Below are 14,142 nucleotides of genomic sequence, written 5' to 3'. Positions count from 1 at the left end.
TCAATCTACAAGATTCACCTAGCGCTGATGGATCGTCCAACGTTGTGGGAACTACGCGCGAAAGATGTCCACCTTGGTTTCAAGGCACTTGCGCAGGGTCAAGTCGTTGGCCCCCACCTCAAACCACCCACCAGGCTTCTGGTAAAAATCTAGGCCGCGCCCGATTTTGATAATCCAGCCGTTGTCCAGGCGAATTTCCCGATCGTGTATATTCGGGTTAAGTTTGACCTCAAGTTCTACATCCATCTCAAGCAGGCTCTGCTTTAACTCTTCCAGTTTCTCCGCAATATCTGCCAACTGCATGTTGTCGTCGTATCCAGTGATGAGATTGATTTTCTTGACTGTACCGGCCTTCAATACGCACTCACAAAAGCGGACGAAATTCTGGATCTGGTGCTGGAGTCGAATGTACGGGTCTTCAATGACGACCGTCTTTGCTCCTCGTAGGTAGGGACCAATGATCGACTCGTAGCTGTGGCCGACGTCACCGTACATGATCGTAAAGTGCCGCTCCACCAACTCATCTGTTACAAGAACGGGGGCGACGATAGGGGCCGTTGATTCGACCCCGACTGCAGACTCGGGCACTCGCGGCTTTTGAATGGCCTCTGCCGCAACGTCACGCTCAGGCGCAAGCTTTTCGTTGAGCTGTCGCCTCAACGGTTGCTGTGTGGCAGGAGCATCCTTGGACTCAGGGCAATAGACAACAACCTCTTGCCCTTGTGTATTCAGGAATGAAAGATCGATACGCGCAAACTCATCATCGGGTTTGCGTTTATTCATCTGCTCCTTCACACGCCGACGGCACTCGACTGCGTAGGCAATATATTCTTCGAACTCTTCATCTGTTGGAGAACCTGTGGGGTGAAGAATCTTCAGGAAGGCACAAACGGTCTTCTTGATGCCTTTTTCATCACGGCCCTCAACGCTCTTTCCAAGTCGGATGCGTTTGCTGACCTCTTCGTACCGATTGGTGTGCTTGAACTGGTAGTGAAATGCTTCTGCCAAATAGTCGGTGATGAACCCATAGCTACTGGTTAAAAATTCACTGCTGTTTTTTGGCATTTCCCAGCCAGGTATATAGGCCGCGAATCGATCCATGATCGCCAAATCAAACTCAGCGGGCAATGGCTGGAAAAGATCATGCTCAACTGAGTTGACCACTTGACTGATGGATAGATCGAAGTTGCCAACGAAGCTCAGGCTGGCATCAGCGATAACCTCTGCACCACGCGAGAAGCGGCCGTTCGCCATGAAATCTTTCATGATTTGAATGGTGTCTGGATCTTTGACTTTGATGCCACCCACCTCGTCGAAAGCCACGGTATCCCAAAAGCCAACCAGTCCAACCTTACGGCGTGCGTTGTTGTAGAACAGCGCCGACTTGGTTGCCTGACCACCTGAAATCAATGTGGCGTAGGGCGAAAATTCGCTGAAGAAATACGACTTCCCAGTGCCGCGTGGCCCAAGCTCAATATAGTTGTAATTGGGTTCAACGAGAGCTGCCAAGCGCGCAATAAAGTGCATCTGCACGCGCTTGGACAACTTTGTCGGTTCCAGGCCAACGGTGCGCAGAATCGCCGCAATCCACTCGTCACGGGTGAATTGAGTGCGACCTTCACAGTAGCGGTCAAAATCAAAGCGGCTGATCTGGATGGGGCGCAGATCTTCAATGTAAAACGCGTAGTCGTCTTCTTCGATCGCGTTATGTGCCAGCGTCACCTCAGCCCAAATGCCGCCCTCCAATAGGCGGTCATTGTCTCGGTAGAATTTCTCGCCGATGGCAATGCGTTGTGAATTGAAGTTCTCCAACGATGCCCAGTGGCGCTTTTCCTTCTCGACATACCGAACATGGACCTTGTCGATAAAGCGGTGCTTGCCTTTGGTTGCCACCTTTGACTGCGCGGCATTGGCCTCGTCAGGTTTTACATAGTTGTCTTGCAGGCTGGCAAGCACCGCCTCCATGCCTGAATCCATTTCGGCCTGATCATCACTCGCACAAAAGCGCGCAAGCAAAAACTCTAGCACGAAAGTTGGGACGTTGGTTCCCTTCTTAATCCGATGGAGTAAATCCTTGCGCAGCACCTTGCCATCAAAGGTGGCTGTCAGCTTTTGGTCGAGTTCATTCATAGTTTTTACACCGCGTAGTCTGTTGCCAAGTCAAGTTGGCAGTACACCGTATAAGTGGTTGGATGCAAAGCCTTTATTTTGAATTTCCCCTCGAAATCCATTTGCATCTTGATCGTGACTTGAACCTTGTCGCCAGGCTTCAATGACAATGTCCCAGTTGCTGGATTAACTGCGCCGCCGGCCTTCGCTTCGCCCACAACTTCGCCCTTGCTGTCGTGTGCCTCCAGCAAAATTTCGAACTCGTTTTCAGTTGAAAACATGTCTGCCGTTTCAGCCGCAAGGTCAATCACCGGCATACGTGTGGTGATGGCCTTGGCACCGTTCTTGTAGCTCATCGCCACAGATGCTTTATGCAGTGTCGGTTGATTGGAAGTTTTCAACTGCATTGTGATTACCGGCACCACACATTCCTGCAAAGAAATGCCGCCATGGTAATAGAGCAAACCACTGCGATAGGCAGCCAGCGAATGTGGCGCAGCGAACTTGGCAAAGTCTCCGCGAATGCCCATCTTCTCTGCTGAAGCGACCAGGTGATTACCGTCGCCAGCACCATCGCCCAACGCGCACCGGTCATGGATGCCAATCCAGTTGCCAGCGGGTTTGCTGCAGACATCTCCCGCACCCGCGTGGGTGTTCATGAAGAAGCCATGATCTGTCGCGATCACCACCTCGTGAAAGCCACGCTCTTTCAGCTTATGGATGGCGACGCGAATCCGTTTGAGCGCATTGGTAATCTCTGCAGGGGCAGTGTCGGGGTGGTTTTCAAAGTGGCTATCAATTTCCACCGCACGCAGCACCAACAAATCGGTTTCCGGCGAAAAATCGAAACGACCGCGAACGAAGTCCTCTAAACGCCCCTCTTCAAAGCGCTGGCCATACTTCTTCCGAAACACATCCATGCGCTGCGCAACCGTATCCACCACCTGGTCACCTAGCATTGGCACCAGGCTCTGTGCGTCATTCTTGATGCGAAGCTGCTGACCAGCCCCGGGCAACAAGCTGGCCATGCCTACTGGAGTGATGCTTGGGAGCTGCGCCATGGTAGCCTGCACTTCAACCTGTCCGTCTTCCGTCAACTGCCGCTTCAGCGCCACACCCAATTCATAGCGAAGCGCATCGATCATGAAGTACGCCACCCTGTGGCCGTTCTTTTGCAGCTTGGGCGCGACGATGCGGTCGAACACATCAGCATTCGATAGCTGTCCAGCCAGCGGCCATCCGCTTTGCTCGACATGGCGAGTAAAGATCAACTGCACCTTCGCTACCAGCTTGCCGTACTGCTTACGCACCTGCTGCTTAACCGGCGTCATGACACCTTGCGCGTCTTGCCAGTCGTAATCGCTAACTGCCTGTTCAAACTCGCGATGCAAGCGATCAGCTTCACGCAGGCTGCTCACGTAAAAGGCCAGCAGCACATCAAGATTGCGTGCGTTGTCTGAGAGTTGCCGCTCCATGTCATCGCAGGTTTGCAGCAGCTCTGTGGCTGATTGAATCAAATCCCACTGGGCGCGGCTTTCGCCTTTTCCTGTCCACACCGATTGCTGATGACGCTCTGAGATGCTCCGCACACGGTCGATGTCATCACGCAAGATGCCTTCGATCGCTCGGCTCAAAAACGTGCGTTCCTCAAATGGGAAGGTGTCGCGGTCGCCCAAATCAGACCAGCCTCCAAATTGGCTGACCAGATTGAGATCCTTCTCAATTTCTTCCGCACGGTCGATATAGACACTCTGCGTACGGCGATCATTACGCAACAGATCGCACAGGTATTCGATCAAGGGTTTGGCTTGCGTTTCTGCTCGCGGCACATCGCTCAGGCTGGCGGGCAAAGCACCCGGCAGATCAAACACAAACTCGCTGAACAAGACAAAGCGCCACAGCTCATTGGCAACCGAATCCCAAGTCTTACCCCGGGTCTTCAATGACAGGCCCATGCTGTTGCGGAGCAAATCACGTGCCTCCGTCACCCAGCTGTCGCTACCTTTTAATGCCGTTTGCTGCGCATCGTTTGGCACAAGCAGTGCAAACAGAATGTCCCGGGCGGACTCGACTGCCAGTAGCGCACGCAAATTGGGCCAGCCCAAGCCGCCACCAATCGTATCCACCACCGCAAAACTTGGCGAAGCATCCTGCTTAAAGATGGCCCGTATGGCCGTGGCGTGATCTGGCTTCGCCTTCAGACACAGGCTCTCAAAACTGTCACCATCGCCTTCGGGAAAGATCGCCCCTGCTGCGGCAATGGGCGCGAATGGATCAGCCTGCCGTTGTTCATCGCTTTCTGGCGCTTTTGCAGGCACATAGACCAAGATTCCAGCTAGCTGCTGATCGATCACATCACGCAAGCCCTGCATCGCAGCAACCCGACTCTCGATGCTGCTCTTTGATGCATCTACAACCAGCAGCTTTTCGTCGGCCAAACCGTTGCAGACATCGTGGTAGTGCCCTGCAGGGTCATACACAACCAGACTGCCCGTCTTTTGCAAACGGGGGCGAAGAATTTTGTTCTGAATGAATTTAGCAATGCTCATGAGTTGCTCCTTAGGCTCAGGATGGACTTAACCTCCTTGAGCATCTTGTCTGTTCGTGCCGTCATCGCGGCTTCATTCCATTCGGTGCGCTGGGCCAAATCAGCGTTCAAATAAAGCCCATTGCGATACCCGATGAAGTCGCCCTTGTCGTTCTGGCGGTCACGCTTCTTCATGAATTCCATCGTGCCGAGTTTGGAGTTGTACCCACTCAGGGTCAGGTTGCCGAGCTGGTGGGCGCAGCGCTGGCGTATGGCGTCCGCAGTGCCCTTGCTGTTGAACTCCAGCATGGCCACCCAGCCTGGGCCAAGGTTTTCTGTTTTTGGCAAGATGTGCTCAACCGTGAAAACGGGACGATCGTTCGTGTCGTGCGCCCACAGGTCGCGCTTGTTCTCGCGGGTCTGATGCATTTCTTCCAGCTTGCACAGCATGAAACGAGTGGACTCGTAATTGTCGAGGTACACATTGCCCTTCAGGCGGGCATCACACACATCTTCGGGGGCCGCACGTGCTAGTAACCAGTCACTCGCGTGTTTCACAAATTCGTCCAGCTTTGCAATCGACTGCGAACGCATCTCTTGCAGCAGCTCACCAATCAACTCCACGAACATCGGATCGAGCTCACGGGTTGGCGGCATGTCAGTCAAGTTCCGCCAGAAGAACCACTTGGTGAGCAGCCAGGCCATTTGACTCAGCGCCTTGCTTTCATCCCACACCTGACTCCGTGCAACTTGGCTCACCCACAGCAAAAATGCATAAGCGGGTGCGGCACCGAGGCGCTGCAGGTCCTGCAAGTTGGCTGCAGTAACTTCGCTCCATTGATCTTTGGCGGCTGCCGGATTGAGCAGCGCCGAATAGATCTTTCCCTGGGATTGCAGAGCGTGGAAAAGCCAGACCGGGCGCTTGCGCAACAAGGTGTCGTAAATGGTGATGAGGTTGGAGCGGGTTGCCCTTGAGCAACCTCTGGCCTCCACCCGCTTGAGGTAATTGAACACGTTGTACAGCTGCCGCAAGAATCGCTCTTGTACGACCGGATCAGGCAGCAATTCAATCAAGTCCTTCCACTCATCAAACGCCCGGTCTATACCGTAGTCAGGGCGCTTATCGAGCTCTGCCAGCAAGTTGTTCTTGATGATGTCGATGGCCGACAACGGGATGCCGCGGTTGTTGATCGACTCGAACAACATGAATGCGTCTGAATGGCTTTGAACCTCAATCTTGACCAAGATCGCGGACTTGAGTTTTTCAAGCAGCGCCACGGCCTGGCTAATGGTCAGTGGCGCAAGCCGCTCACGGAAATACTTGTAAGCCTTCGCGATACGGCGATTCCCGAAGTTGGCCAGTCCTTTGGGTGCGGTCACTAGCTTTGGGAAAAGCTCACTCAGAATCCGCTGGAAGTCAGCCTTGTTCTGCATCTGCTCGCTGGGCTCAAAGCGCCATTGATTGTTCGCTTTGATGAAGATGCGGTTCTTCAGGTTCACCATCTCAACGTTGAAGTCGTCATCGGGTTCAGGGTTTGTCTTCAGTTTGTCGTACAGCGCGCAGAAGAGCAGACTGATGGTGGTAAAGCGCTGCTGACCATCGATCAGTTCCAGCTTGCCACCTGCCATCGAGTCCTTCTGGCCGTTGACGCAAATGATCGACCCCAAGAAGTGACCAGAAGGCGACTCATCCAGATCGTTGAACAGCGCATCCCAGTTCGACCACCCCCAAACGTACTCACGCTGGTACTTGGGAATGAAGAATGAAGTGGCCGCATCCGGATTGAAGTAAAAACTGACGGGGAATGCTTTGACGTCCTGGATCATTCCTCACCCCAGACCTTTTTTCTGCCACGCGTTTTCTTGGGTGCCGCCTCCGGCTCCACGTACAGATCTTCCAGCCCGTGTGCGATAGCGAGGGATTTGTCGGTTTTGCATTTTTCGCGCACACGATTCGGCCAGTAGGCCATGGCCAGGTGCGCCCAGTCGTAATCGCCTTTTTCCAGCCTGGTCCAGGTGTCTTTCAATACCTTCTGCCAGGGCTTGTGGCGGAATAGCGGCCACAGCCGCGCAGCAGTAATTTGAACACCGTCGTCACGGTTGGGCTGGTAGGTCGGAGCGATCTTGAGCAAGGTGTCTCGCAGATCGATGAGCTCTTGCTCGAAGGCTTGCAGCGTTTCGTACTGCCTTACCTCATCGCGAGACAGACTGCTGGCCTTCATGCGCAACTCTGCGCACTCACGGCTGACTTGCGTCAGTTTCCCGTTGGGACCGTCGAGGAAATCATTGACCGCTGTAAACAGCGTCTGATTGTTCAAGGATGGGTAGTAAACCCAGAGCGTGTAGCTACCGGAGGCGGTGGACAACGGCCAATAGATAGGCGCTTTGCGACGGCTTTTGGAGTAGCGTCGCAGATGGTCGGAAAAAAATCCTGTGGGCTTTTTTATGTAGTCTCGTACGGAAGGGAACTGCAATTTCGAAAGCAAATCTTGCTCCTTGGAGTCTAAATCTGAATTAAAAATATATCTAAGTGTTTTCTCTAAATTTTTAACAAGATCATCACTACCTGCCCCATCCTCAGCGACAACACCAGATGCAAATACGCTGATTGGATAAATATCTTCTAACTCATTATTTGAATACGTTGCGGCACCATTTCGGAGGAAACCCGGAGGGCGACAAGAAATTGGGGCAAACGGATCAATGTTTCCACCTTGTTTCCAGTCGGACGTTGCAATTCGAATATCCCATCTGCCAAACGAACATCCTACGAGATAGGATATGAAGCCATCTGCAATTGACCTAGGGCTTTCGTCAATAACTTCGGCCGATTCCGGTGTGTCTGAATCATCGTCTGATTCATCACCATCGGAGTCATCATCCGACCAATTTATTTTTGACTGGCTTTCAATGGCCTCAAGAATATCCTTCTCAAGTGCTTCGAACTCTTGCGAGCTCAAACCGTAAGCTGAAGCGACTTTCAGTTCAAGCTCATGCCCTAACAAAGAGTCCTTTTGCCATGACAGCGATTCTTTTACATTCATCAAATATGCAGGCAAAACAAACTCAATAAATGGTTCGTGCAATTGAAATATTTTTCTACGAGTGTCAACTTCGCCTTTGACTTTGTCCTGGAGAAGCTCTTTTAACGACAGACCAAATTTGGTAGATGGAATCCCTTGAACCATGCCAGCCTGAAATTTTGGCCATGCAAATTTCTCCCCGTTAAAGCGAGCTACAGCACTTCCTAGATTAGATGCGCAAATAGCAAACACATCTAATACATCTTCCCCTAGAGGAAAAACTTGCGATCGGCCGGCTGTTGGAACGGCTCCAGCAGGAACAATGTACGGAACAAGCCTGAATGACCGGAGCATGTAACTAAATCCGGGGAGAAAGTAGTGCTCCAAATTCTGAGGCCGGCTTCTTAGCTTTCCATTTGCATCAAAAAAATGAAGGAAATGATCTCCATCATTTTTCCAATTAACTACCTGCAAAAGCGGAGAGTACCAAGGCGCTGAATAATCCGTTTTCGAATACATCGCCCACTTACAACTCCCGCTCGTTGTTTGGTTGCGAATGATGCTTCTAATTTTTTCCGGATAAGAGCCTTGACCATCATTTTTCACTTTAGATGCATCAGCAATAGCTGTATTTTCAACCTCCCACCATTGACGTAGAAATCTCCAGTCATCGCCGGTTTGTAGGCCAACTTTCACCGTTGCTTGACTTCCTTCAATTGGTTTAAATTTGTTGAGCTTTTCCAAAATTTCTTTTGGCACCCAATAGGTAAACGCTTTGCCAGGCGAAAATTCAAACGAATCAATATCCGCAAGGAAATAATTGCTGTCGTCGGTATTTTTTACGGCCTTTAGGAGTGCGGAATTCTTATCCTCGTCTTTGAGCGCTCGAATGCATGGAAAATTTTTCGCTCCATTTTTGGGGTCACTAATAGGCTTCCGAAAAACGTATGCTGCAGCTTCCACCATTGCATCATCCATCACCCCATGGCCGAAATCAGCAAAGCACTCTGGCTCACCTTTCTTTAGTGCGACATTTGTTCGCCATTTTTCAAAGCTGGAGAGAAAGAAGCATGCACGTGAAGTAATGGCTCCAACTCTCCCTCCTGGACGTAGGAGCTCTAGAGCTCGCTCGACAAAAATTGCAAGCAGATCATTTTTCGAAAATGGATATGACTTCGTTAGATTCTCTTTGCTGCCAAGGCTAAGGGCGCCAAAAGGGGGATTCATAACTATGACGTCAAATACCTCGCTGCACATATCTACCAGTCGCAATCCTTGCAGGGCATCCTGCGCGAATAAGTGGCTTTGATAAGTGCTTTTTGCAGTCTGCGCGAATGCACTAAGCGCGCTACGTAGACGTGACTCAGCTTTCTGCCAACTTTCTTGTTCTTGCTGGGCAAACAAGCCAGTGCCTTTGCCCACATATACCTGCTGGATTAATTGAGGAAGATCTCGCTCTACTTGAAGCAATATCCCCATTTCTGGGAGATGCCTCAACATCTGAAGGGTCCTCTCGAACAGGTCTGCGTCAAGTGGATCAAGTTGCTTGGCAAACAGCTGGCGCAACTCACGCTCTGCTGGCGGTGCAACTGCTGCTACTACGTGGCCATGCGCAATGCATGGCCGATCTTTAGCTTTTACGTCGGCATCATGCCAAGCACGCTGTGCCCGCAGCCACAGCGCCAAGGTGGCGATCTGGGCGGCGCGTGGGTCGATGTCCACGCCGTAGATGTTGTTTTCGATAATCAGACGCGGCACATCACGCAGAAATGCCGCCTGGTCTTCGTAGGTCTGGCAAAGCGGCTTTAGCGCAGCTTGGGGCTGCGTTGAAACATCCAATGAGCCTGGTCCACATTGTTGTTCCCAGGACCAGGCCTCTCGATAGATCTCAGCGAACAAATCGAAGGCATACAGGCCGAAGTGCATGGAGCCGCAGGCCGGGTCTAGCAGCTTCAGCGTGCGCGGGTCGCGCAGCTTGATGGCTGCTTGCGGTTGCTCATCAGACTTTATCAGCAAGTATTGGCAGCGGTCGCGCAGATCCGTTTCTCCGCCAGTGGCGTTAAACCAAAGACGCCCCAGCGTGTTATCGACCAAGAATTCCACCACGTAGCGCGGCGTGAAGAACTGGTTGCGCACAGCGAGCTCGCGACTTGTCCGTGGAGCTCTTGCTTTGCGCATGGCCTTTCGCTCTTCCGGCGAGTTGAAGTATTGGTAGATCCAGCCGATGGTTTCATCTTCTGCCCAGAGTTGCTCGATCTCGAAATGATTAAGTTGATCCAGAAGCGCACGTAACGCGGTCTCGCGTGGGAACAGCAAGCCATTGGCGGCATAGCGATCAAAAAGGGCGGGCAGCTCTTGTGCCAGTTCATCAAACACGCTGAACAGATAAACTTGGTAAGCTTGGCCGGTTTCACCCAGGGCTGTACCAGCGATCTTGCTGTACAACTGGTATCCACGCGATTGGTAGCCTTTGCTGACCGACTCGATCAGTTGTCCACGCGATTCCATCATCAACAGTGCTGCCAAACGGTTGAGCACGGTAAAGGCTTGCTCGCGCACCATACGGTCGAGCACCGCGATGCGGTGATCGGTGTCGTTTACATCTGCACCGAGGTAGTGCGCCAGGGTTTGGCGCAGCACTTCAGCAGTGTGGCGTTGCCGGTCGTCCAGATGGGTAAGTCGGGCCATGGGCGTGACTCCACCGGTCTTGGGGTCCAGGCCATAGGTTTGCTGAAGCTGGATACTGAACTCATCGGACAGCAAGCTGCGACAACTATCAACCAGCTTTTGCAGGCGGCCCCGTGTGGATTGATCGAAGGCCATTTATTTGTCCTGCAGTTCGAGGTTGACGGCAAAAGCGTGGGCATATTTCAGTTCGCCACGCAGCTGTTGCAGTTGCGTGATCAGCGCATCCAGGTCGTCCATTGTGGTGATCTTGGTGCGCGCCTTGATGCTGCGCGCGACGGGCTGCTTGATCTCGGGTGTCTCACCGGTCGGCACTTCAGCCTGAGCACGTTCCAATTCTTCCTTGATGCGCTGCTGTCCCAAACGCTCAATGCGGTGCTTAAGCGATTGCACCTGCGACTGCAGTTCGTAGTCCTTGTTGAGCATGGTGGTGAGGCCCGCCAGGTCGGCGGCTACATCCACAATCAGGCGCTCAAGGTTGCCCAGTAGTTCGGCTTGCTCTTGTTGGGTGAGCTTGATCCATTCCGGCACGCGCTTAAGGTCAACTTCAGCTTCCTTGATCCGTGTTTTGAGCAGGTCTTGCATCGCAATCACGGTATCGCGAATGCGGGCGCGAATGGTGGTGAGGCTAGTGCTGAAATCGGCCGCAAAACGATAGAAGTCAGCCTGCTGCAGGCGTTCCTCGATGAGGCTGAGTGCTTCAGCTAACTCTTCTTTCAGCGTGGCCAGCAAGGCCACGTTCGGCAGGTTGGCAATCGCCGTACAGTGCTGACGCAGATCGCGCAGCGTTTGCTCCAGGCCTTGCTCCAACTTGAGTTTGACTTCGGCGGCCCATTTGAGACTTTCGAACAGCTCGGACTGCTCGTTGCCCAAGCGGCGCGGCGAATCCGACGCATCGGTGAGCAGCACGTCGTTAATTTCGTGGGTGAGGTTTTGCAGTCGATCTACACCTGGCAGGTTGAGGCCGCGCAGCTTCTCTGTGAGCGGGCCGTATTGGTGCTGCAGCGGTGGAAAGAGCTTGGTAGTGACTTTGCTGATGTCGTCTTCCAGCGGTACGACGGTGTCGCCAGTGAGTTCGGTCAACCGGGTTGCAGCGCGCGCTAGTACGTCGTTTGACGGACGATCACCGCCACGCAATGAAATACCGATGCTTTTGAAGGTGTTGTTGGTCTTGATGGAATCGATGGCTTGCTGACCATTGACGGTGACTTCGCGTCCCGCCACCTTGAGCTTGATCTCACCAGCCAGCAGCATGGCTGCCACCAGATAGCGCAGGGTGTCTGCTGACCAACCAAAGGGCGCATCGGCAAAGACGTCGGTCAGGCGCTTTCCATCCACGGTTCCATTGCGATCGATGTAGTCACGGATGCTGACCATGGCCAGGTGGTCGGTGCGAATGCTGTGGCGTCCGCTTTGGGTCTGCACAAGGTTCAGCGGATCGAGCGCGCTGGTGATGCCCGACAAATTGCCGACCCGGAGGAATTTCTCGGCGAGCTCGGTTCCGGCGCGCACTGGGGCTTCTGCGTAGCGATTAAAAACTTGTTCAGCGACTTCGCTCAGGTGCTTGCGTGCGGCATCCAGCAATTCGGTCGCCAGCGTATCGACCGCAACAACCTGGCCTCGAAAGATGAACGAGCCTTGCAACAGGCTGCGCTGAATCTGCGCTCGCAGTTTGGTGCTGAGGTGCTCAGCTCGGTCAGCCTGGCCGTTGCAGTATTCGCGGATTTCTTGATCCGGATCGCTGCGGTAGCGGTTGGCGATTTCTCGGCAGCGGTGGATGTCGGCCGTCAGTTCGTCCATTTCCGGCGTGTTGCGGCCGACCAGGTAGATGTTGAACTTGGACGAGTTTTGACGCGACTCGTCAGTGAGCCGGGAACGTGCGTTATCGATTTCTTTGGGATCAACCAGCTCCACAATGGTTTGGATCTGGTTGCGCTCACCGGCCAAAGATGCTGATACGTTGCCTGCCGATTGCGCCTTGAGGCCGGTGGTTACGGCATAGGAGCCGTGCAATTGGGTTGCGGGCAATGGTGCGTAGACGCTGGTCAACGCTTCATTAAAGATGCGGCGCAGCTCGACGCCGCGCAGTGCGACTTGACTGCGTTCCTGCTCAATGTCGTTGAGCTTTTCACTGAAGAAGCAAAGGTTGCCGTCTTGTTCGCCAAATGGAACGATGGGGTCGTTGATCAAATCTTCCACTGCCTTGGCCACTGCGTCTGCCTGAGACGGCCCGGCGATGCTGGGGTGCATCAGGCTCGTGACGTTTTGACGGGTGATGGGCAGGTTGCCCAGGATTTGCAGAACGGCGACCGTTTTGGCGATGTTTTGATGCAGCTCGGAATGCGAGAAGCGGATCTTGGTGGCTTTCTCCACTGAGGCGTGCAACGAGGCGAAGGCGCGCTTAATGTCTTTATCCAGTGCATCAAACAGCGTTACCGTGGTCGCCAGCCATCCCACGGCTTTCTCTGCCACAGCGGGCTTGCCTTCAGAGCCGTCAATGAGAATGTCTTGCACCACCTTAATCGCCGAGCGCAGGCCGATGCCACCCGTGGACTTGGCCAGTGCGCCGAGCAAGTGCAGCAGGATGTCGAAGTGCGCAGGCAGGAACGGGTAGAGATCGACAAAGGTCTTGCGATCAAAATCGACGCCATAGACGCGCGCATCGACAAGCTTGGTGTTCTGGCGCAGCTGCTGGCCATACTGATCAAACAACCCTCCCAAATCGGCTTCCGCTGCTGACGACTTACCTAACAGCCGCGTATAGCAAATTTCCTTGATGTCGTTGGATTCAAGAGCAATTTGGATTGGAAAGCGGTCGTTGAGCTTGAAGAGCTCCGGCGAGTTGAGGGCGGCCTTCGCATCATCAGCGGTAAGTGTTTGCTGCGCTGTACCGACAATCCACACCTTGCCGTCACCGATGTTTTTTAGGTTCTTCGCCAGACCATCGAGGTTCAGGATCAGGTTGGGCCGCGGGCCAACGTACTGACCGACTTCATCAATGATGAAGATGATGTATTCCTTCCCCGACGCCTCGCGGGCAATCTCCAGCATTTCACGCACACGGTCGTTTTCGAAGACGACGATCTCACTGAATTCGGTGGTGAACGAGGTAGGCGTCTTGAAAAGCGTGGGGTACAGCTTTTGAGCGATCTCAGGAATGAGGCTGTCGACCACCAACTCGTCATTGCGGTAGTTGTTCCAGTCTTCACCACCTGCAGCTTCTTTGAACGCATCCAGGAATTCATTGTAGCGGCCTTCCTTCCTAAGCCTGCGTTCGAGCGCAGCAACCTTAAGATTGCGCGAGTAGCCCGCCCATTGCAGGACCTTGTAAAACAGGACCGTCGACACCTCTTCCATGGTCGCACCGGCGACCTGTTCGCTGGCCAGGTCCAACATCAGCACTGCAGCTGGAAAGCGCTTGGCTACGTTCGACAGCAACGATTTGGTTTGCTGGCGCTTGAGTCGATCTTTAAGGTGCTGGATGAATGGGACGCCATCAATGGTGATGCGATCGTCAAATGCCAAGCCCAGATACTTGGTGAACGAGCTCTTACCGGAGCCATAGAAACCAGACACCCAGACGCCGACTTCATTTTCGCCACCAATATCCATGGCGGCTTCCATTTTGAGCAGGAGATTCTCGAACTGCTGGTCGATGCTGTCGGTGACCACATATTCGGAGATTTCCGATTTCAGGCGCGCCTCTTGTGACACGCCATAGGTGATGACCTTTTCAATGCTGCGATTGATGTTCTTGCTGGGGTCGAAGAGTTTTTTGATCGTCATGTTTTGCCTCAA

At 53.3% G+C, this 14,142-nt stretch carries 5 protein-coding genes; all 5 read right to left on the bottom strand.

The window, feature by feature from the left end:
- Positions 1-51 precede the first annotated feature (51 nt).
- Genes brxL through brxC form a run of 5 tightly spaced genes read right to left on the bottom strand, consistent with a single transcriptional unit; the run spans position 52 to position 14,130 of the window.
- Entirely contained in the window at positions 52-2,130 is a 2,079-nt protein-coding gene (gene brxL / locus F8197_RS00405) for a BREX system Lon protease-like protein BrxL (protein ID WP_152879056.1), read from the bottom strand.
- 5 nt (positions 2,131-2,135) lie between these two features.
- Positions 2,136-4,658, bottom strand: coding sequence for a PglZ domain-containing protein (locus tag F8197_RS00400; RefSeq protein WP_152879054.1), 2,523 nt, complete (start codon positions 4,656-4,658; stop codon positions 2,136-2,138).
- Positions 4,655-6,463, bottom strand: coding sequence for a DUF262 domain-containing protein (locus F8197_RS00395; RefSeq protein ID WP_152879052.1), 1,809 nt, complete (start codon positions 6,461-6,463; stop codon positions 4,655-4,657). The genes F8197_RS00400 and F8197_RS00395 overlap by 4 nt, the downstream gene beginning before the upstream one ends.
- On the bottom strand, positions 6,460-10,482 hold the full coding sequence (pglX, locus tag F8197_RS28710; protein WP_227011999.1) for a BREX-1 system adenine-specific DNA-methyltransferase PglX: 4,023 nt from the start codon (positions 10,480-10,482) through the stop codon (positions 6,460-6,462). Before pglX ends, F8197_RS00395 begins: the two co-directional genes overlap by 4 nt.
- Positions 10,483-14,130, bottom strand: a complete 3,648-nt coding sequence (brxC, locus tag F8197_RS00385) for a BREX system P-loop protein BrxC (protein ID WP_152879050.1) — start codon at positions 14,128-14,130, stop codon at positions 10,483-10,485.
- Positions 14,131-14,142 lie beyond the last annotated feature (12 nt).

The organism is Duganella sp. FT27W, from assembly GCF_009295655.1.
GTDB classification, from domain to species: Bacteria; Pseudomonadota; Gammaproteobacteria; order Burkholderiales; family Burkholderiaceae_D; genus Rugamonas; species Rugamonas zoogloeoides.
This window is presented reverse-complemented; position numbering and strand designations above follow the sequence as displayed.

What these genes read in the sequence shown, in the direction of transcription:
- brxL (WP_152879056.1), bottom strand. Translation starts at nt 2,130, where the DNA reads ATGAATGAACTCGACCAAAAGCTGACAGCCACCTTTGATGGCAAGGTG.
- F8197_RS00400 (WP_152879054.1), bottom strand. Translation starts at nt 4,658, where the DNA reads ATGAGCATTGCTAAATTCATTCAGAACAAAATTCTTCGCCCCCGTTTG.
- F8197_RS00395 (WP_152879052.1), bottom strand. Translation starts at nt 6,463, where the DNA reads ATGATCCAGGACGTCAAAGCATTCCCCGTCAGTTTTTACTTCAATCCG.
- pglX (WP_227011999.1), bottom strand. Translation starts at nt 10,482, where the DNA reads ATGGCCTTCGATCAATCCACACGGGGCCGCCTGCAAAAGCTGGTTGAT.
- brxC (WP_152879050.1), bottom strand. Translation starts at nt 14,130, where the DNA reads ATGACGATCAAAAAACTCTTCGACCCCAGCAAGAACATCAATCGCAGC.